This window comes from Allostella sp., from assembly GCF_041913585.1.
GTDB lineage: Bacteria > Pseudomonadota > Alphaproteobacteria > ATCC43930 > Allostellaceae > Allostella.
The window spans coordinates 3,065-22,395 of the sequence record NZ_JAYSFE010000082.1; the positions used below are offsets into that span (position 1 = coordinate 3,065).

Annotated in this window: 21 protein-coding genes; 7 read left to right on the forward strand and 14 right to left on the reverse strand. The window is 73.5% G+C overall.

The window, feature by feature from the left end; genetic code table 11:
* A partial coding sequence (locus ACE3Q3_RS15640) for a metal ABC transporter ATP-binding protein (protein ID WP_374447651.1) occupies nucleotides 1–766 on the reverse strand: 766 nt, incomplete at its 3' end.
* Nucleotides 767–778: 12 nt separating this feature from the next.
* Nucleotides 779–1,276, reverse strand: coding sequence for a Fur family transcriptional regulator (locus tag ACE3Q3_RS15645; RefSeq protein WP_374447652.1), 498 nt, complete (start codon nucleotides 1,274–1,276; stop codon nucleotides 779–781).
* Nucleotides 1,277–1,340: 64 nt separating this feature from the next.
* Between ACE3Q3_RS15645 and ACE3Q3_RS15650 the strand changes: the two genes are divergently transcribed.
* Nucleotides 1,341–2,273 (forward strand): zinc ABC transporter substrate-binding protein, encoded by a 933-nt coding sequence (locus tag ACE3Q3_RS15650; protein ID WP_374447654.1) that lies wholly within the window; start codon nucleotides 1,341–1,343, stop codon nucleotides 2,271–2,273.
* A 6-nt stretch (nucleotides 2,274–2,279) separates the two neighbouring features.
* Here the strand turns inward: ACE3Q3_RS15650 and ACE3Q3_RS15655 are convergent, their stop codons facing one another.
* Nucleotides 2,280–2,582, reverse strand: a complete 303-nt coding sequence (locus ACE3Q3_RS15655) for a hypothetical protein (protein ID WP_374447655.1) — start codon at nucleotides 2,580–2,582, stop codon at nucleotides 2,280–2,282.
* Nucleotides 2,583–2,713: 131 nt separating this feature from the next.
* Between ACE3Q3_RS15655 and ACE3Q3_RS15660 the strand changes: the two genes are divergently transcribed.
* Genes ACE3Q3_RS15660 through ACE3Q3_RS15675 form a run of 4 tightly spaced genes read left to right on the forward strand, consistent with a single transcriptional unit; the run spans nucleotide 2,714 to nucleotide 6,043 of the window.
* Nucleotides 2,714–3,352 (forward strand): DUF6134 family protein, encoded by a 639-nt coding sequence (locus ACE3Q3_RS15660; protein ID WP_374447657.1) that lies wholly within the window; start codon nucleotides 2,714–2,716, stop codon nucleotides 3,350–3,352.
* A complete protein-coding gene (locus ACE3Q3_RS15665; RefSeq protein ID WP_374447659.1) occupies nucleotides 3,352–4,884 on the forward strand; it encodes a cryptochrome/photolyase family protein in 1,533 nt (510 codons plus the stop codon). Before ACE3Q3_RS15660 ends, ACE3Q3_RS15665 begins: the two co-directional genes overlap by 1 nt.
* Nucleotides 4,881–5,630, forward strand: a complete 750-nt coding sequence (locus ACE3Q3_RS15670) for an SDR family NAD(P)-dependent oxidoreductase (RefSeq protein WP_374447660.1) — start codon at nucleotides 4,881–4,883, stop codon at nucleotides 5,628–5,630. The genes ACE3Q3_RS15665 and ACE3Q3_RS15670 overlap by 4 nt, the downstream gene beginning before the upstream one ends.
* Complete coding sequence (locus tag ACE3Q3_RS15675; RefSeq protein WP_374447663.1) at nucleotides 5,627–6,043, forward strand: nuclear transport factor 2 family protein; 417 nt, start codon at nucleotides 5,627–5,629, stop codon at nucleotides 6,041–6,043. Before ACE3Q3_RS15670 ends, ACE3Q3_RS15675 begins: the two co-directional genes overlap by 4 nt.
* 19 nt (nucleotides 6,044–6,062) lie before the next feature.
* Here the strand turns inward: ACE3Q3_RS15675 and glf are convergent, their stop codons facing one another.
* From glf to pdeM, 10 genes are all read right to left on the reverse strand, one after another.
* Nucleotides 6,063–7,172: a UDP-galactopyranose mutase gene (glf, locus tag ACE3Q3_RS15680; RefSeq protein ID WP_374447664.1), complete on the reverse strand. Its 1,110-nt coding sequence runs from the start codon at nucleotides 7,170–7,172 to the stop codon at nucleotides 6,063–6,065.
* Nucleotides 7,169–8,329 (reverse strand): hypothetical protein, encoded by a 1,161-nt coding sequence (locus tag ACE3Q3_RS15685; protein WP_374447665.1) that lies wholly within the window; start codon nucleotides 8,327–8,329, stop codon nucleotides 7,169–7,171. The genes glf and ACE3Q3_RS15685 overlap by 4 nt, the downstream gene beginning before the upstream one ends.
* A gap of 154 nt (nucleotides 8,330–8,483) precedes the next feature.
* A complete protein-coding gene (gene crcB / locus ACE3Q3_RS15690; RefSeq protein WP_374447666.1) occupies nucleotides 8,484–8,861 on the reverse strand; it encodes a fluoride efflux transporter CrcB in 378 nt (125 codons plus the stop codon).
* A gap of 18 nt (nucleotides 8,862–8,879) precedes the next feature.
* On the reverse strand, nucleotides 8,880–9,392 hold the full coding sequence (locus ACE3Q3_RS15695; RefSeq protein ID WP_374447668.1) for a DUF3833 domain-containing protein: 513 nt from the start codon (nucleotides 9,390–9,392) through the stop codon (nucleotides 8,880–8,882).
* Nucleotides 9,382–10,773, reverse strand: coding sequence for an MFS transporter (locus ACE3Q3_RS15700; protein ID WP_374447669.1), 1,392 nt, complete (start codon nucleotides 10,771–10,773; stop codon nucleotides 9,382–9,384). The genes ACE3Q3_RS15695 and ACE3Q3_RS15700 overlap by 11 nt, the downstream gene beginning before the upstream one ends.
* A 22-nt stretch (nucleotides 10,774–10,795) precedes the next feature.
* Nucleotides 10,796–12,037 (reverse strand): class I SAM-dependent methyltransferase, encoded by a 1,242-nt coding sequence (locus tag ACE3Q3_RS15705; protein ID WP_374447672.1) that lies wholly within the window; start codon nucleotides 12,035–12,037, stop codon nucleotides 10,796–10,798.
* The gene (locus tag ACE3Q3_RS15710; protein WP_374447674.1) at nucleotides 12,034–12,855 is read right to left on the reverse strand and encodes a DUF1365 domain-containing protein; all 822 of its coding nucleotides are present in this window, start codon (nucleotides 12,853–12,855) and stop codon (nucleotides 12,034–12,036) included. The genes ACE3Q3_RS15705 and ACE3Q3_RS15710 overlap by 4 nt, the downstream gene beginning before the upstream one ends.
* A gap of 25 nt (nucleotides 12,856–12,880) precedes the next feature.
* Entirely contained in the window at nucleotides 12,881–14,179 is a 1,299-nt protein-coding gene (locus ACE3Q3_RS15715) for an NAD(P)/FAD-dependent oxidoreductase (RefSeq protein WP_374447675.1), read from the reverse strand.
* Nucleotides 14,176–15,630: a deoxyribodipyrimidine photo-lyase gene (locus ACE3Q3_RS15720; RefSeq protein ID WP_374447677.1), complete on the reverse strand. Its 1,455-nt coding sequence runs from the start codon at nucleotides 15,628–15,630 to the stop codon at nucleotides 14,176–14,178. The genes ACE3Q3_RS15715 and ACE3Q3_RS15720 overlap by 4 nt, the downstream gene beginning before the upstream one ends.
* A 65-nt stretch (nucleotides 15,631–15,695) precedes the next feature.
* Entirely contained in the window at nucleotides 15,696–16,394 is a 699-nt protein-coding gene (gene pdeM / locus ACE3Q3_RS15725; RefSeq protein ID WP_374447679.1) for a ligase-associated DNA damage response endonuclease PdeM, read from the reverse strand.
* A gap of 128 nt (nucleotides 16,395–16,522) precedes the next feature.
* On the opposite strand from pdeM, the gene ACE3Q3_RS15730 reads away from it, so the two are divergent.
* Both ACE3Q3_RS15730 and ACE3Q3_RS15735 read left to right on the forward strand, forming a co-directional pair.
* Nucleotides 16,523–16,852: a glycine zipper 2TM domain-containing protein gene (locus tag ACE3Q3_RS15730; RefSeq protein WP_374447680.1), complete on the forward strand. Its 330-nt coding sequence runs from the start codon at nucleotides 16,523–16,525 to the stop codon at nucleotides 16,850–16,852.
* A gap of 37 nt (nucleotides 16,853–16,889) precedes the next feature.
* Nucleotides 16,890–17,255 (forward strand): hypothetical protein, encoded by a 366-nt coding sequence (locus tag ACE3Q3_RS15735; RefSeq protein WP_374447681.1) that lies wholly within the window; start codon nucleotides 16,890–16,892, stop codon nucleotides 17,253–17,255.
* A gap of 24 nt (nucleotides 17,256–17,279) precedes the next feature.
* On the opposite strand, the gene ACE3Q3_RS15740 is transcribed toward ACE3Q3_RS15735, so the two are convergent.
* Nucleotides 17,280–19,331: ligase-associated DNA damage response DEXH box helicase (locus ACE3Q3_RS15740; RefSeq protein ID WP_374447682.1), on the reverse strand; the 2,052-nt coding region annotated here is incomplete at its 5' end.

The window sequence follows — 19,331 nt, forward strand, 5'->3', positions numbered from 1 at the left end:
CGTGGCCGTGGCCGCCCGACACGACGGCGCCGGTCGCGTCGTGGACATGGTCGTGGTGGTGGGCATAGACGGCGAGCGCCGCGGCGGCGTCGCCGAAGAGGTCGCGATAGGCGGGGTCGCGGACGACGTGGTCCGGCCGGCCGCTGCAGCAGACATGGCGGTTGAGGCAGATCACGGCGTCGGTCGCCGCCATCACCAGGTGGAGGTCGTGGGAGACGAGGAGGACGCCGCAGCCGCGCCGGTCCCGCAGTTCGCGGATGAGGCCGAAGAGCTCGGCCTGGCCGGTGACGTCGACGCCCTGGACCGGCTCGTCGAGGACGAGGAGGTCCGGGCGCCGCAGCAGGGCCCGGGCGATCAGCACGCGCTGCCATTCGCCGCCGGACAGGTCGTGGACCTCGCGCTCCGCCAGGTGCGGGACGCCGGTCTCCTCGAGTGCCGCGTCCTCCGCCGCGCGGCCGGCGCGCGCGGTCAGCGACAGCAGGCGGCGCACGGTCAGCGGCAGGCTGCGGTCGACCGCCAGCTTCTGGGGCACGTAGCCGACGACGAGGCCGGGCCGCCGTTCGACCGTCCCCGAGCTCGGCCGGAGCAGGCCCAGCGCCAGCCGTACCGTGGTCGTCTTGCCGGCGCCGTTGGGCCCGATCAGCGAGACGATCTCGGCCGGGGACACGGACAGCGACACGCCGTCGACGAGCGTCGCCTCGCCGATGCGGTAGCTGGCGGCGTGGAGCGCCACCAGCGGTGGGCCGCCCGGCGGTCGGCTGGCCATCGCGGGATTCCTTCAGGCCGCCTGGCAGCGCGGGCAGACGCCGGTCACCTCGACCGTGCGGGTGTCGACCCGGAAGCCCAGCGCCGCGGCGCGACGATCGATGGCGCGGGCGATCTCCGGCTCGTCGAGCTCGGCCGAGCCGCCGCAGGCGGTGCAGATCAGGAACTGCCCCTGGTGCGGCGCGTCCGGATGGTCGCAGCCGACGAAGGCGTTGAGGCGGGCGATGCGGTGGACCAGCCCCTGCTCGATCAGGAAGTCGAGCGCGCGATAGACCGTGGGCGGCGCGGCGCCGCTGCGCAGCCCGCGCAGCCGGTCGAGCAGATCGTACGCGCCGATCGGCCCGTGGCTCTGCCACACCAGTTCCAGCACCTGACGGCGCAGGCCGGTCAGGCGGGCGCCGCGGACGGCGCAGAGGGTCTCGGCGCGCGCGATCGCCGTCTCGACGCAGTGGGCATGGTCGTGCCCGGGCGACGGAAACGGCCCGTCGGCGGGCGGGGGGCTGGTATTCATGAGTGTAACATTATAACATAAGCGCTCGTCCGCACCACCTTACGAGACTTCCCGAGGTTCTGGAATGGCCCGTCGCCTCTTCGCCGCTGCCGCCTTCGCCACCATTGCGGCCGCTGCGCCCGCCGCCGCCGTCGATGTGGTGACGACCGTGAAGCCCGTCCACTCCCTGGTCTCGCAAGTGATGGCAGGGGTCGGCGAACCGGTGCTGCTGATGCGCGGCGCCGCCTCGCCGCACACCTGGAGCCTGCGCCCGTCCGACGCGCGGCGGCTCGAGGGCGCCGATCTCGTCGTCTGGGTCGGCCCAGCGCTCGAAACCCCGCTGGCCAAGCCCCTGGCCGCGCTCGCCAGGCGCTCGAAGGTGCTGACGCTGACCCGGGCCGACGGCGTGCGGGCGCTGCCGGCCCGCGAGGGCGGTCCCTGGGGCGAGGACGACCACGACCACGGCCATTCCCACGGCGGCAAGGCGGGCGAGGCGGAACTCGACGGCCATATCTGGCTCGACCCGGCCAATGCGCGGGCGGTGGTCGGCGCCGTCGCCGAGCGTCTCGCCGCGATCGACGCCGCGAACGCCGGCCGCTACCGCGAGAACGCCCGGCGCGCGGCGGCGGACCTGGAGGCGCTGGATGCGGAACTGGCGCGGCGCCTGGAGCCGGTCCGCGGCCGGCCCTTCCTCGTCTTCCACGACGCCTACCAGTATCTGGAGCAGCGCTACGGCCTGAACGCGGTCGGCGCCATCGCGGTCTCGCCCGAGCGCAAGCCCGGCGCCCGCCGCCTCCAGGCGCTGCGCAAGCGGATCGCCCAATCGGGCGCGTCCTGCGTCTTCCGCGAGCCGCAGTTCGATGCAGGACTGGTGGCGACCGTGACCGAGGGGACCCCGGCCCGTCCCGCCATGCTCGACCCCCTGGGTGCGGCGATCGCCGACGGGCCTGCGCTCTACGCGACCCTGATGCGGGACATGGCCGGCGCGCTCGCCGGGTGCCTGTCCGCCGGCAACTGAAGCCGCTCAGTCCGTCGGCAGCGGCGGGCCGAGCGGGCAGCCGCAGGCCGGGCAGGCGGTCCGCGCCACGATCTCCTCGAGCGCCGCCGGCGCCAGCCGACGGTCCTCGGGGAGGGCGGCGTTGGCCGCGATCAGGAGCCGGCGCCGTCGCGCATGATCGTCGGCGGCGGCGGCGCAGGCGGCCCCCAGGCTCTCCGCCGTCGCGGCATCCATCGGCATGATCCGGAAGGCATGGGCGGGCGCCATGGCGCCGGCGGCGATGGTGCCGGCGGCGAGCGCCAGGAAGCGGCGGCGGTCGCGATACGTCATGCGACCCAATATGGCACGCCGGCGCCGGTGTGCCAGTGGCGCGATCGGCAATGGCGCGATCGGCGGAGGCGATCCAAGCGACGGCGCGCCGCGTATCGGCATCAACCGATCCCCGACGGAGCGCCCGAGCCATGGCATCGTCCCTCGCCGCCGCAGCCGCCGCCGTCGCCGCCCTCTCCGGCGGCGGCGGCGAACCCGCCGACAGCCGCTTCACGGTGATGCGCGAGGGATCCCCGATCGGGACGCACCGCATCCGCACCGAGCAGGTCGGCGACGAGACGCGGGTCGCGGTGGAGATCGACCTGCAGGTGCGGATCGCCTTCGTCACCGTCTACCGCTACAGCCACCGCAACCGCGAGACCTGGCGTGACGGCCGGCTGGTCGCGATCGACACCCGGACCGACGACAACGGCACGGTCACGTCCGTCCGCGGGCGCGCCACCCAGGCCGGCTTTGCGATCGAAGCGAGCGCTGGCGACCGCCTTCTGCCGGGGGACGTGCTGCCGACGAGCTACTGGCGGCCGATCGACCCCGACCGCACCCGCCTCCTCGACACCCAGACCGGCCGCCTGCTCGATGTCCGCGTCCGGCGCGAAGGCGAGGAACGCCTGCCGGCCGGCCTGCTCGCCACCCGCTACTCGGTGCGCGGCGACCTCGATGTCGATCTCTGGTACGACGGTGGCGAGCGCCTGCGGCGCATCGCCTTCGACTATCGCGGCGCCCGCTTCGACTATGCCGAGCAGGCGCCGGCGCGCCTCGCCGGCGGCTGATGGGGGCGCTCCGTCTCGTCCTCGGCGACCAGCTCGACCCCGGCCTGTCGGCGCTGGACGCCTGGGCGCCGGGGGACGTGGTGCTGATGGCGGAGGTCGCCGCGGAGGCGACCTACGTTCCGCACCATCCCAAGAAGATCGCCTTCGTCCTGTCGGCGATGCGCCACCACGCGGCGGCCCTGGCGGCGGCCGGGTTCGCGGTCGATCATGTCCGCCTCGACGATCCCGGCAACAGCGGCAGTCTCCGCGGCGAGGTGGCGCGTGCCGTGCGCCGCCACGGCGCCCACCGGGTGATCGCCACCGAGCCCGGCGAATGGCGCCTGGCGGCGGACATGGCCGGCTGGGCGGAGCGGCTGGGGGTCCCCGTGGAGGTCCGGCCGGACCGCCGGTTCCTCTGCTCGCAGGAGGAGTTCGCGCGCTGGGCGGAAGGACGACGGCAGTTCCGGATGGAGCACTTCTACCGCACGATGCGGCGGCGCACCGGGCTGCTGATGACCCCGACGGGCGAGCCCGAGGGCGGGACCTGGAACTTCGATGCCGACAACCGCAAGCCGCTGCCCAGGGACGCGGCGGCGCCCGAGCCGTTGCGCTTCGCGCCGGATCGCGAGACCTGGGCCGTGCTGGCGCTCGTGTCGCGCCGGTTCGGCTCCCATTTCGGCGATGCCGAGCCCTTCTGGTTCGCCGTCACCCGGGGCGACGCCGAGCGCGTCTTCGCGCATTTCCTGGCGACGGCGCTGCCGCGCTTCGGCGACCACCAGGACGCGATGCGCGCCGGTGCGCCGACGCTGTTCCACTCGGTCTGCTCGCTCTACCTCAACGTCGGCCTGCTCGACCCGCTCGCCATGTGCCGGGCGGTCGAGGCGGAATGGCGGGCCGGCCGGGCGCCGATCAACGCCGCCGAGGGCTTCATCCGCCAGATCATCGGCTGGCGGGAATACATGCGCGGGGTCTACTGGCTGGGCATGCCCGACTATGCCGCGAGCAACGCATTGGAAGCCGAGGGTCGGCTTCCCGCCCTCTACTGGACGGGCGATACCGACCTCCGCTGCCTCGCGGAATGCATCGGCCAGACGCGCCGCGAAGCCTATGCCCATCACATCCAGCGCCTGATGGTCACCGGCAATTTCGCCCTGCTGCTCGGGGTCGAACCGCGGGCGGTCGAGGAATGGTACCTCGCCGTCTATGCCGACGCCTTCGAGTGGGTCGAACTGCCGAACACGCACGGCATGGCCCTCTTCGCCGACGGCGGCCGTCTCGCGTCCAAGCCCTACGCCGCGAGCGGCCGCTACATCGACCGCATGTCCGACTATTGCGGCGCCTGTCGCTACGATCCCGGACGGGCGGAGGGGGAGGGAGCCTGTCCCTTCAACTTCCTCTATTGGGATTTCCTGGCGCGCCAGCGCGCCCGGCTCGCGGGCAACCCACGCATGGCCATGCCCTATCGCAATCTCGACCGCTTGGCGCCCGGGCGCCTGGCGACGATGCGCCGCCAGGCGGCCGACTTCCGGCGCCGGCTCGGGGTCGAGCCGTGACCCGCGTCGCCTGGATCACCGGCGCCGGGTCCGGCATCGGCCGGGCCCTCGCGCTCGAAATGGCGGCGGCCGGCTGGCAGGTCGCGGCCAGCGCCCGCGGCCGCCCGGCGCTGGACGCGCTCGCCGCCGAGGCGCCGTCCGTCCGTCCCTATCCGCTCGACGTCACCGACGCCGAGGCCTGCCGCGCGGCGGTCGCGCGGATCGAGGCCGAGATGGGGCCGATCGGGCAGGCGGTGCTGAATGCCGGGACCCACCGGCCGATGTCGGCCGGGAGTTTCGACGCCGAGGCCTTCGCGGACCTGATCGAGACCAACCTTCTCGGCACGGTGCGGTCGCTCGCCCCGGTGATGGAGCGCATGATCCGGCGGCGCTCGGGGCGGATCGCCGTCGTCGGCTCGGTCGCCGGCTATTCCGGCCTGCCGACGGCGGCTGCCTACGGCGCCTCCAAGGCGGCGCTCGTCAACATGGCGGAGGCGCTGCGGCCGGAACTGGCGGCGGCCGGCGTCGTGCTGCAACTGGTGTCGCCCGGCTTCGTCCGCACCCCGCTCACCGATCGCAACGACTTCCCGATGCCGTTCCTGATGTCGGCCGAGGCGGCGGCGCGACGCCTGCGCCGGGGCATGGAGAGCGACCGCTTCGAGATCGTCTTTCCGCGCCGTCTCGCCTGGAGCCTGAAGCTCCTTCGCATCCTGCCCTATGCGCTCTATTTCCCGATCGTCCGCCGGGTGACCGGGAGGGGAGCATGATCGCTGCCGCGACCGCCTATGGCCGGTTCTTCGAGACCCTGGCGCCGGCCGCCCTCGAGCGGCTCGACGAGGTGGTGGTGCCGGAGGTGCGCTTCGTCGATCCCTTCAACGACGTCGTCGGGATCGACGGGATGCGGCGGGTGCTGGCGCGCATGTTCGCCGACCTGCCGGATGCGCGCTTCGCGGTCACCGACGTCGCGGTCGGCGCCGCCGCCTACCTGCGCTGGCGGTTCACCGGCGGCCGCTGGGCCATCGAGGGGGTGAGCGAGGTGCATTTCGCGGCCGACGGCCGGGCCAGCCTCCATGTCGACCATTGGGACGCGGCGGCCCAGCTCTACCAGCGGGTGCCGGTGCTGGGGATGGCGATCCGCGCCGTCCGCCGCCGCGTCGGTGTCTTTCCGCCAGCCGGGTGACCGCCGGGGCCGGGGCGGGCTATCGGCCGGCGGGCGCCAGCCGCGCGACGATCCGGCCGGCCGTCCGCAGCGCCGCCGCCACCACCTGGTCCATGTTGTAGTAGCGGTATTCGGCCAGCCGCCCGACGAACGAGACCTCCGGCAGGGCATCGGCGAGCGCCCGGTAGCGAAGATAGAGCTGCTCGGACTGGGCGTTCGGGACCGGATAGAAGGGCGGCCCGTCGGCGGTCGGATACTCCCGCACCAGCGTCGTGCCGCGGCAGCGCTGCCCCGTCATGTGCTTGAACTCGGTGATGCGCGTGTAGGCGTGCGCGTTCGGGTGGTTGACGGTGGCGACCGGCAGGGCGAACTCGCGGTCCGGGTGATGCTCGGTCTCGAAGCGCAGCGAGCGGTAGGGCAGCGGGCCGAACCGCTGGCCGAAGAAGCCGTCGATCGGCCCCGTATAGACGACATGCGCCCATCGGCCGCCATCATGCGCCGGGTCGAACCGGGTCGCGAGTTCGAGCCGGATGCGCGGATGGTCGAGGATGCGCCGGAACATCGCGGTGTAGCCGTCGGCCGGCATGCACTGGTGGGTGTCGGTGAAGTAGCGGTCGTCGTCGCCGGTGCGCACCGGGATGCGTCCCGCCACCTGCGGCCCCAGCTCCGACAGTTCGCGGCCCCACTGCTTGCGGCTGTAGCCGCGGAAGAGGCGGTCGCAGAGGTCGGGGCCGATCGTGGCGAGCAGCAGTTCCTCGCTGTTGGCCGGGCGCTCGACCGGGCGGCGCACCGCTTCCAGGTGACGGGCGACGCCCGCCTCGTCGAGGTCGAGGCCGTAGAGGCGATTGATGGTGGTGCGGTTGATCGGCACCGGCACCAGCATCCCGTCGACCGAGGCGAGCACCCGGTGCTCGTAGGGCCGCCACCCGGTGAAGCGCGACAGCCAGGCCAGCACCCGGTCGCTGTTGGTGTGGAAGATATGCGGGCCGTAGCGGTGCAGCAGGACGCCGTGGGGGTCCGGCGCATCGTAGGCGTTGCCGCCGACATGGTCGCGGGCATCGACGACGCGGACGCCGAACCCGGCCTCGGCCAGTTCCCGGGCGGTGACCGCACCGGCGAAGCCGGCGCCGACGACCAGGATCTCGGTCACGCCCAGGTTCCCGGCACCGGCCAGGTGCGATCGTTGAAGAGGAGGCCGAGATCGCCCTCCTCGAAATATCGCCGGTAGATCGCGGCGGGAGAGAACGGGTTGCCGGCGAGCGGCGTGCCCTCGCGCCAGTGGCGCTGTTCGGCCGCCGCCATCGTCCGGGCGAGCGGCCGCAGCTCCGGCCCCGGCATCGGCATCGAGAGCTCGTCGTGATAGGGGTCGACCGCGCGCACGAGCGCTGCATAGGGGAAGCGGCCGTAGAAGGACAGCGCCGGCACCCGTCCCGGATGCCGGGCCGGATCGGAGCCGTCGAGCGCGTTCAGGACCCCGAGCTGGTTCAGGAATGGCTTCTGCAGGTGCCAGAAGGCGACCGGCCGGCCGTTCACCCAGTCGATGCCGTCCCGCCGCTCGTAGCGCATCGGCGTCTCCAGGCGCTCGGGCGCCCCGCGCGGGCGGACATAGCAGTGGAGCCGCGGCAGCGCGTGCGGGTTGGGGACGAGCCAGTACGGAAAGCTCGCCGGCAGCGGGTCCTGGCGCAGGGTGCCGTTCTCGATCAGCACCTTGGCGAGGAACTCCTCGGCGCTGAGCTGGGGGGTGGCGCCGGTGCCCGCCAGGGGCTGCATCAGCCGGTCGAAGCGACCGGGATCGTCCTCGAGGTCGGCCACCGCCCGCTCCCAGGCGCGGAACCAGCCGGGGTCCGCGACGGCGGCGAAGCAGGTCGAGGTGGCGGTCGTCGTCAGCCCGGCGAACGCGCGTTCGAGTCCGCGGAGCGGCACGTTGTGCAGCACGTCGCCGTCGTAACAGAGGACCGGCTCGCCCGGGAACAGGCGTGCGATCAGGGTCCAGCGCAGCAGGGCGAAGCCGATCACCCCGTAGGGGCCCGAGAAGCGTTCCATCAGGCGCGGATGGCGGGCGATCAGCGCCTCGTACGCGGCCCGCCCGTCATGCAGGCGGCAGGGCGGCCGGGCGAGTTCGGCCCGGGTCTCGGGCGACAGCGCCTCGATGTCGCCGAGGAGGACGATGTCGAGCGTCGCGCCGTCGGACCGCCCGTGCCGCCGCAGGTGGCGGGCATTCTCGACGAGGCAGGTGGCGCGCCGGAGAGCCGCTTCGCCCTCGCCGGGGGCGCCGAAGCGGACGAAGTTGACGGTGACGTGGCGCACGCGCGGGGGCCGCTCCTATCGTTCGGCCGGCCGTGACGGCAGCGCCGCAACGCTCATATCGTCGGGGACGAGTCCGCGCAACCAGTGTGCGAGGTCCCATCGTCCGGGACTTCCCGTATCGCGTGCAGGTGGAGCGCGGACGGGGGCTTCGCGATCAGGCCGCGGCGCGCATTGCCGCAAGGCCGGCGGCGACGCCGGCGATCGAGAGCAGGACCGAGCCGAGGACGTAGAGGACGGCCGGACCGGCCTCGCCGCGGTCCCACAGCAGCATCGTGTCGAGGGAGAAGGCGGAGAAGGTGGTGAAGCCGCCGAGCACGCCGGTGGTGAGGAAGAGGCGCAGGTCCTGACCGCCGGCCGTGCCGCGGAAGGCGAACCATCCGGCGATCAGTCCCATGGCGAGGGAGCCGCTGACGTTGACCGCCAGCGTCCCCCACGGAAATCCGGCGAGGCCGAACCGCACCGTGGCGAGATTGACGCCGTGGCGCAGGACCCCGCCGAAGCCGGCGCCGAGGAAGACGAGCAGGAAGTGCATGGCGTGGGCGTCCTCCGGTCAGGCGGCCGGCCGGTGCTGCTCCTCCGGCAGGGCGGCGGCCGTCCGGTCCTTGCTGAAGAAGATCAGAACCTCGCCGATGGCAATGCCGAACTTGCTGACCGTCGCGCGGTTGATGAGCTTGCCGTCGGGCTGCAGGAACATCCAGTCGTCGAACCGCACCCGCCAGGTGTCGTCGCCGACCCGCAGGCGGAGCGTGTAGGCCCAGTTGAGCGCCTGCCCGTAGGCGGCGCCGACCGCCACGCCCTCGACATCGTCGGCCGTGCCCTCGTAGCCGTGCTCACCGGTGCGGCGGATGCGCCAGACCCGGCGGTCGCGTTCGCCGTCGGAGTAGCGGAACTCCTCGGCCAGGGTCAGCGTCTCGCCATCCCAGGTGCCGTCGATGTCGACGACGAACTGGCGGCGGACGGTGCCGAAGCGGTCCTGGAAGATGCCCCAGGCGCGGGTCCGCCCCTGGAAGTAATCCTCAAGCACCAGCCTCGGCTCGGTGCCGGCGAAGTCTTCAGGCTTCATGGGGCTGCATCCGGCGATGAAGAGGAGCGGGAGCAGAAGCAGGTGGGCGAGGCGTCGGGATGTCGGCATCGTCGGGCTCTGTCCTGGGTTCCTGGTCGATGCGCCGGCGGAGGTCGCGCTGCACCGCCTCGGTGAGCGGGAAGCGCCACATCACGGCGATCGCCGCGAGCTTGAGCGGCAGCGGGGCGAGGCCGTAGAGGAGGCCGAGCGCGGTCAGCGCGGCCGCCGGCTGGGCGTCGCCACCGGCGGCGAAGCCGGCCCATCCGAGCACCGGAAAGGCGATGCCGACGGCGAGCGCCAGCGCGAGCTTGGTCGCCATGCCCCAGAGGGCGAAGAAGAGGCCGGCCCGCCGCCCGCCGCCGCCGGCGGTGTCGAGGTCGACGACGTCGGCCTGGATGGCGCCCGGCAGGGCGAGGTCGGCGCCGAGCGTGAGCCCCGTCGCGACGCAGACGAAGGCGAACGCGACGACGTCGCCCGCGCCGAGCAGCGGCACGGCCGCGAAGGCGGCGCAGGCGAGCAGCATCGCGACGCACCAGGCGCGGTGCTTGCCGAGCCGGCGGCTCGCCCAGAGCCAGATCGGGACGCTGGCCAGACCGGCCAGGAAATAGAGCAGCAGCAGCGGCCCGGCCGCCTCCGTCGCCGCCAGCCGGTGGGTCACGAAGAGCACGAAGAGCGTCGCCGTCAGGCCGTTGGCGAAGCCGTTCAGCAGGTAGGCGCCGAGCAGTCGGCGGAACGGCCGGTTGTCGATCACCAGCCGCAGCGCGGCGCGCCCGCGCAAGCCGGGCGGCGGGGCCGCCGGCTCCGTCACCCGCCACAGACAGAGCGCGACCGTGAGCGGCAGCAGCACCACGACGCCTGCCGCGATCGCCGACAGGGCCGGCCCGGAGCCTTCGGCCCACAGGGCCGGCAGGCCGGCCGCGAGCAGGGTTCCGGCGACCGTCGCGCCCTCGCGCCAGCCGGCGATGCAGGTGCGCTCGTGGTAGTCGCCGGACAGTTCGGCGCCCCAGGCCTGGTAGGGCAGCGACACCATCGTCCAGCCGAGATAGAGCAGGACGCTCCACAACAGCAGATGGCCGGGACCGGCGTCGGACGGCGGGCGCAGCAGTTCCCACGCCGCCCAGGCCAGGAGCGGGGTGCCGGCCGCGAGCCAGACGCGGCGCCGGCCGAGGGCGGCCGGGGTGCGGTCGCTGAGCCAGCCGACCAGCGGGTCGCTCGCCACGTCGACCAGGCGTGCCGCCAGCAGGATCGACCCGACGACGCCGAGGCCGAGCCCGAGCGTGTCGCCGTAGAAGGCCGGCAGGTGGACGAACACCGGCAGCGTCAGCGCCGCCAGCGGCAGCGCCGGCAGGGCATAGGCCGCGATGCGGGTGCGGGCGAGCACGTCGGCGGCCTTTGCCCGGGCGTCAGGCGCGGGCGAGCCGGACGTGCCGGACGTCGATGGTCCCGGCCGTGAAGCCCGCCCGGCAATAGTCGAGATACATGTCCCACAGGCGCCGGAACCGCGCGTCGAACCCCATCCCGGCGATCTCGGGCCAGGCGGCGCCGAAGCGTGCCTTCCAGAGTTCCAGGGTGCGCGCATAGTGCGGGCCGTAGCCGTGGTCGGCCGCGACCGCGAGGCCGGCGCGGGCGGCCTGCTGGCGGATGACCGTCCGCGACGGCAGCATCCCGCCGGGGAAGACGTGGCGCTGGATGAAATCGGCGCTGCGCCGATAGGTGTCGAAGAAGCGTTCGTCGATGGTGATCGCCTGCAGCACGGCCGCCCCGTGCGGGGCCAGCCGGTCGGCGAGACGTCCGAAGAAGACCGGCCAGTAGCGCTCCCCGACCGCCTCGATCATCTCGACCGAGACGATCCGGTCGAACGTGCCGCCGACGTCGCGGTAGTCGGTGAGGCGGGTGTCGACGCGGTCGGCCAGGCCCGCCGCCTGCGCCGCGGCGACGGCATGGGCGTGCTGGGCCGGCGAGATGGTGACGGCGGTGACCCGGCAGCCGTGCTCGGCCGCGAGATGGCGGGCGAGCGCACCCCAGCCGCAGCCGATCTCCAGCACCCGCATGCCGGGCCGGAGGTCGAGCAGCGCGGCGAGCCGGCGGAACTTCTCCTCCTGGGCCGCCGCGAGATCCTGGCCCGGGGTCGCGAAGACGGCGCTGGAGTAGGTCATGCCGGGGTCGAGCCAGGCGGCATAGAAGCGGTTGCCGAGGTCGTAGTGGCGGCGGATGTTGCGGCGGCTGCCGGTGCGCGAGTTGCGCCGCAGCGCGTGCAGGATGCGGCCGGCGGCGCGGTACCAGCGGCTGCCGTCGAGGGTGCTGCCGATGGCGGCCTCGTTCTCCAGGGCCAGCGTCATCAGTTCCGCCGGGTCGGGGCTGTCCCAGTCGCCGTCGACGTAGCTTTCGGCGAAGCCGGTGGCGCCGCCGACGAGCAGGCGCCGGGCGAGGCGGGGATGCCGGACCAGCAGCACCGCCGTCCGGCCCGGCTCCGGCCCCTCGGCCGTGTAACGGCGGCCGTCCGGGACCACGATCACCAGCCGGCCGCGCCGGATGCGCCGGGCGAGCGCCAGCATCAGGCGCAGCGCGCGCGGCAGGCCCGAGAGGTCCCAGGCCAGCGGTGCCGACCAGTCGGCGGGGAGAGCGAAGGCGGTGTCGGCGGTCATGTCGGGATTCCGGGGCGGGGCGGTTGCGGCTCGTACGTCACGGGATGCGGCGGCGGATCAGGCCGACGATGGAAGCGGGCGCCCTTGCGCCACAGGCGCAGCGCCTGCCAATGGATCGCCACCAGCACCTTGAGGGTCAGCAGCGGCAGGGCGACCGCCATGCGCGCCAGCCAGGCGTCGTCGAGCGGGCGGCGCTCCCCGGTCAGCGTCGCGGCCAGGACCTCGACGTCGCCCTCCGGCCGCGCCGCCGTCTGCCGGATCAGGACCGCCAGCCGCTCGCCCGGCGGCAGGATGCGGAAGGCGTAGCGGCACTCCATCGGCAGGAAGGGCGACACGTAGAAGCGCTTGTCCTGGGTCTGGCGGACCCACCCGTCGGGACGCTCGTCGCCGACCGGCAGGAGGTAGCCGTGCTGCTCGCCGAAGGTGTTCCGGACCTCGTAGAGGATCGCGCCGAGGCGGCCGTCGCGGTCGTGGCAGAAATAGACCGAGAGCGGATTGAAGACGTAGCCGAGCACCCTCGGGAAGCAGAGCAGGGCGATCCGGCCGGGGCGGAACTCCATCCCGGCCGCGGCGAGCTGCGCCTCGATCCAGGGTCGCAGCGGGCTGCCGTCGCGCGGGCCGTGGTCGCGGTCGTGGAAGGAGAAGAGGCCGGCGCGGTTGTAGGCGAAGAGGCGCAGGTCGCGGTCGAGCACGGGCAGTTCGTCGAGGTCGACCAGCAGCGCGTAGACGCGGTAGCGGAAGCCGTGGACGAACGGGCGGACGCGCCGGTGCATCACCCGCCCGAGATAGAGCGCGGAGCGGCGCGGATCGGCGGTCATGCGGCGTCGGTCATGCGGGCGCCCGCTATGCGGCCGCGGCCGTCGGGCGCGGGCGCCAGGCCGGCGCGGCGCCCAGCGACGCCGCCACCGCGAGGCCGGCCGACAGCCCGTCCTCGTGGAAGCCGTGGCCGCACCAGGCGCCGCAGAACCAGGTGCGGCGGCGCCCCTGGATCCGGGGCAGCGCCGCCTGCGCGTCGATCGCCGCCTGATCGAAGACCGGATGCATGTAGTCGAAGGCCGCATGGACCTGTGAGGGGGCCGGCGGCTCGGGCGGGTTGAGCGACACGAACAGCGGCACCGCCGGATCGAGCCCCTGCAGCCGGTTCATCCAGTAGGTGACCGAGACGGCGCGCGCCCCGGCATCGTCCCGCGTGGCGAGGTAGTTCCAGCTCGACCAGACGCTGCGGCGGCGCGGCATCAGGCGGGGATCGCCGTGCAGCACGGCGCGGTTGGCCGCATAGCGGAAGGCGCCGAGGATCGCCCGTTCGTGCGGGTCGGCGTCCGGCAGCATCGCCAGGGTCTGGTCGCCGTGGACGGCGAGCACCACCTGGTCGAAGCGCTCCTCGTGGCCGCCGCGGTCGCGCACGACCACCGCGTTCTGCAGTCGGATGATGCCGTCGACCGGGGTCGCGAGGCGGATGCGGCCGGCGAGCCGGGCGGTCAGGCGGCGGACATATTCCCGGCTGCCGCCGGCGACCGTGCGCCATTGCGGCCGGTCGCGCACGCGCAGCAGGCCGTGGTTCTGGCAGAAGCGCACGAAGCTGACGATCGGGAACTCCAGCATCGCCGAGGTCGGGCAGGACCAGATGGCGGCCGCCATCGGCAGCAGATGGTCGTCGACGAAGGCGCGGCCGTAGCGGCCATCCGCGAGGTACTGGCCCAGGCTCTGGCGGCGCTCCGGCTGCAGCAGCACCGCCGGTGCCTCGCGATAGAAGCGCAGGATGTCGCGGACCATGCCGAGGAAGCGCGGACGGACGAGGTTGCTGCGCTGGGCGAAGAGGCCGTTGAGATCGCTGCCGGAATATTCCAGCGCCCCGCGGTCGGCGGACACGGCGAAGGACATGTCGCTCGCCCGGGTCGGGACGCCGAGATGGTCGAAGAGCGCGATCAGATTCGGATAGGTGTCGAGGTTGTAGACGATGAAGCCGGTGTCCACCGGGACCGTCCGTCCGCCGGCCGTCACCTCGACGGTGTTGCTGTGCCCTCCCGGCCGCGACTCCGCCTCGTAGACGGTGACGTCGTGGCGCTCGGCCAGCGCCAGTGCGGCGCCGAGGCCGGAGATGCCGGCGCCGACGACGGCGATCCGCTGTCCCGGGCGGTTCATGCCGCGCTCCGCCGGGTCGCCTCGAGAGCGGCCAGGGCCCGGCCGCGGGCGGCGCCATGGTCGACGATCGGGCGGGGGTAGTCGCGATCGAGCCGGACGCCGGCCTCGGCCAGGACGTCCGCCGGCGCCTTCCAGGGCTCGTGGATCCATGACGCCGGGAGCCGCGCGAGCTCGGGCACGAAGCGGCGCACATAGGCGCCGTCGGGATCGAACTTCCGGCCCTGCAGGACCGGGTTGAAGACGCGGAAGAACGGCTGGGCGTCGGCGCCGCAGCCGGCGACCCACTGCCAACTGGCGGAGTTGTTGGCGAGGTCTGCGTCGACCAGCGTGTCCCAGAACCAGGCCGCGCCCTCCTGCCACGGGATCAGCAGGTCCTTGACCAGGAACGAGGCGACCACCATGCGCACCCGGTTGTGCATCCAGCCGGTCTCCCACAGCTGGCGCATTCCGGCATCGACGATCGGATAGCCGGTGCGGCCCCGCTGCCAGGCGCGAAGCTCGTCCGGTGCCCGGCGCCACGGCATGTCGGCGAACTCGGCCCGCAGCGGCGCGTCGGGCAGCCGGTCGTGATGGAAGAGGAGATGGTGGCTGAACTCCCGCCAGCCGAGTTCGCGGCGGTAGGCCTCGCCGCCGGCGGCGAGGCCCGGGTCGGCGGCGACGGCGTCGGCGACCGCGGACCATACGAGGCGCGGCGACAATTCGCCGAAATGGAGGTGCGGCGACAGCATCGAGGTGCCGGGCCGGTCCGGCCGGTCGCGCCCGTCGCGGTAGCCGGCGAGCCCGGCCGACAGGAATTCGGTGAGACGGCGGCGCGCGCCGGCCTCGCCCGGGCTCCAGGTCCGTCGCAGGCCACCCGCCCAGTCCGGGCGACGCGGCGACAGGTCCCAGTCCTCCAGCCGGTCGCCCGCCGGCAGCGATGCGGGCGCGGTCGCCGCGGCCGGCGCCGGCAGCGGCCGTCCGGCGACCCCGATGGCGCGCAGCGTCCGCCAGAACGGCGTGAACACGCGGTAAGGCTCGCCCTCGCCGGTCCGGACTTCCCAGGGTTCCCGCAGCAAGCCGGCATTGTGGCTGCGGACGGCGATCCCGGACTGGGCGAGCATCTCCTTGATCGCGGCGTCGCGCGGACGCGACCAGGGCTCGTACCGTCGGTTCCAGACGACCGCCGCGGCGCCGCTTTCCGCGACGACGGCGGGCACGGCGCGCGCCGCCGGGCCACGCCGCAGGAGGAGCGGCAGGCCGACCGTTGTCAGGTCCCGGGCCAGCGCCGCGAGGCTCCGGTCGAGCCACCAGCGCGACGCGGCACCCCGTCGCCACGGCCCGGCGGTGGCGTCGTCGAGGACGAAGAGCGGCAGGACGGGACGGCCGGACTGGACCGCCTCCGCCAGGGCCGGGTTGTCGGCGAGACGCAGATCGCGCTCGAACCAGACGATGATGGGGGCGGCGGTCGACATGCCCCCGCTATTCGCGCGACGGGAGAGAGCGGATCACCCGGACGGAGATGGACGTCGCCGGTGTTTCAGGCCGCCCGGCGCTGCAACTGCTCGCGCGGGAAGGCGAAGAGCCGGTCGCGGCCGAGGAGGAAGGCGACGAAATGCCGCCGCATCAGGCCGGCGATGGCGGGGTCGAGGACGTCGAGGCCGCCGGCATAGGCGCCGAAGGCGGGCAGGATCAGGCGCTGGCCGTCGCTGACGAAGCAGCGGCCGGAGATGCGGCGGGCGCTGGTCGCGATGCTGGCCTTGGGATGGAAGTGGCCGCTGACCTCGCCCCGGACGGGCACCGGACCCGGCACCGTCCGGGCCTCGTGCCGGAAGGTGAGCGGGCCCAGCACGAGCTCGGCCGTGCTGCGGCCGCCCGTGTCGGGCGCGACGACCGGATCGTGGTTGCCGGTGACCCAGATCCAGTCGCGCCCGCGGGTCAGCGACGCCAAGCGGACGCGGTCGCCGGCGGCCAGCCGTTGCGGGCCGCCGGTGTCGTGGAAGCTGTCGCCGAGACAGACGACGGTGCGCGGCTGGAAACGGCGGACCGTCCGCGCGAGCTGCTCCAGCGTCGCCTGGGTGTCGTAGGGCGGCAGCAGGGCGCCACGCCGGGCGAAGGCCGATCCCTTCTCGAGATGGAGGTCGGCGACCGCGAGGAGCCCGTGCTCGCGCCAGAATACCGCTCCCGACGGGTCGAGCAGCAGCGACGTGCCGTTGAGTTCGACCGGTGCGGACGCCATATTCGAGCCTCGGGACGGAAATCGACGACACCAATCTAGAAGGATTCGTCGGCCGGAGCATCGTCGCGCGGAACATTCCCGTTCTCCCGCACGTTGTTGTGGGGTTTCCGCCGCCATCGGAGGAATTGATGGTCAAGGTCGCGCTCGTCGCAGGATTGGCCGCACTGTCGCTCGCGGCATGTGCGCCGGGATATTACGGGCCGAACGAGACGGCCGGCACCGCGGTCGGCGCCGTCGCGGGCGGCGTCATCGGGTCGCAGTTCGGCCACGGCAGCGGCCGGGTCGCCGGCGCCGCCGTCGGCACGCTGCTGGGGGCCGCGGTCGGCAACACCGTCGGCCGCGCCGCCGACCAGCGCGACTACTACAACAGCTACTACGGCTATGGGCCGTATCCGCCGCCCGGCTACTACGCGCCGCCGCCCGGCTACTACTACTATCCGCCGCGGTATCCGTACTGACGGACCGCGGGCGACGCACACCCGAGGAGGATCCGCCATGCGTCTGCGCGCCCTGATCGCCCTGCCGGCATTGCTCGCGCTCGGCGGCTGCTACGATCCCTACTACGACGGCTACTACGGCCCGTCCGGCTACGCCTCCGGTACCTACTACAGCCCGGCGCCGTACTACTCGACGCCGGGGTATTATTACGACCGCCGCCCGGACTACCGCCCGGACTACCGCCCCGACTACCGGCCGCCCGACCGCCGCTCGGACTATCGGCCGCGTCCGCCGGAGCGCCCGCCGGCCTACCGCCCGCCGCCGCCGTCGGCCGACCGTCCGCTCGGATACAGCGGCGGCCAGACCGAGCGCGACGCCGCCCGCTACAACCGCCAGAGCCGGGGCGCCGAGCCCGGCGAGTAGGCGAGGGTTCCGGGCTGTCGCCCCTCAGGGCGGCGGCCCGGCGCCCTCCATCTCCGCGACCAGTGCCGCGGCCGTCTCCTCCAGGAGATGGTCGCGCGCCCCGTCGACGCCTTCCCGTCCGATCTCCAGCAGCACCGGCACCGCCAGCGGCGAGATGCGCGGCAGCGGGCGGTGCAGGATCCGGCCCCGCACCCGCGCCAGCAGGTGCCCCAGCCGTCGCACGTCGGTCAGCCCCTCGGCGGCGTCCGCCCGCGTCGCGCGCAGCAGGACGTGGTCCGGCTCATGTCGGCGCAGCACGTCGTAGATCAGGTCCGAGTTGAAGGTGACCTGCCGGCCGGTCTTCTCCTGGCCCGGGTGGCGGCGCTCGATCAGGCCGGCGATGACGGCGACGTTGCGGAAGGTCCGCTTCAGCAGCGTCGATTCGGCCATCCATTCCTCCAGGTCGTTGCCCAGCATGTCCTCGTCGAAGAGCGGCGCCGGGTCGCGCACCGGCGCCAGGCTCCAGACGGCGACGACATAGTCGGTGGCGACGAAGCCGAGCGGCTTCATGCCGGCCCGTTCCATCCGCCGGGTCAGCAGCATGCCCAGCGTCTGGTGCGCGTTCCGGCCTTCGAAACAGTAGGCGACGAGGTAGTGGAGGCGCCCGCGCGGGAAGGTCTCGACCAGCAGGTCGTCGGGGCCCGGCAGCACCGAGCGCAGCCGCTGCAGGTCGAGCCATTCGTGGACCGGGCCGGGCAGGTGGTCCCAGTGGGCGGGGTCGGCCAGCAATGCGCGCACCCGTTCGGCGAGATGGGTCGTCAACGGCATTCGTCCGCCGGCATAGGCCGGGATCTTCGGCTGGTCGCCGGTGGCCGGGCGTGCCTCGACCGCCATGTCGCGGATGCCCTCGAAGCGCAGCAGCCGGCCGGCGAAGAGGAAGGTGTCGCCCGGCGTCAGCCCGAGGGCGAAATACTCCTCGACCTCGCCCAGCACCCGGCCGCGGCCGAGCCGGACCTTGAGCGTCGTCGCCTCGACGATGGTCCCGACATTCATCCGGTAGCGGCGCGCCACCGCCGGATCGGCGAGCGCCAGCCGACCGTCCGGCAGCCGCTCCAGCCGCCGCCACTGCTCGTAGCCGCCGAGCGCATAGCCGCCGTTCTCGACGAAGCGGACGACGGCGTCGAACTCGGCCCGCGACAGGTCGGCGTAGGGCTGGGTCCCTGCCACCTCGGCATGGAGCGCCTCCGGGTCGATCGGGCCGGCGCAGGCCGCGCCCAGGACATGCTGCGCCAGGACGTCGAGCCCGCCCGGCCGGGGTGCCTGGCCGTCGAGCGTGCCGGCCGCCACTGCGTCGAGGGCCGCCCGGCATTCCAGGACCTCGAAGCGGTTGGCCGGCACCACGATGGCGCGGCTCGGCCGGTCGAGCCGATGGTTCGAGCGGCCGAGGCGCTGGACCAGCCGGCTTGCGCCCTTGGGCGCACCGACCTGGATCACGAGGTCGACCGCGGCCCAGTCGATGCCGAGGTCGAGCGACGAGGTCGCGACCACCGCGCGCAGCTGCCCGGCGGCCATCGCAGCTTCGACCCGGCGGCGCTGCTCGACGGCGAGGCTGCCGTGATGGAGCGCGATCGCCAGGTTGGCGTCGTTGAGCCGCCACAGTTCCTGGAAGACGATCTCCGCCTGGGCACGGGTGTTGACGAAGACGAGGGTGGTTCCGGCCGCGGCGATGGCGCGATAGACGGCCGGCATGGCGTGAACGGCCATGTGGCCGGCCCATGGCAGCCGGTCCTCCGGGATCAGGATCGAGACCTCGGGCTGGGCGGCGGTGCCGCCGGCGATGCGCCGCACCGCTCCGCGTCCGGCGCCGATCCAGCGCTCCAGCGCATCGGGATAGGCGACGGTCGCCGACAGTCCGATCCGGCGGCTGCCGGGCGCCAGGGCCGCCAGCCGCGCGAGGCCGAGCGCCAGCAGGTCGCCGCGCTTGGTGCCGGCGAGCGCGTGGAGTTCGTCGACGACGACCGCTGCGAGGCGTCCGAACATGGCGGCGGCGTCGGGATAGGACAGCATCAGCGCCAGGGATTCCGGCGTCGTCATCAG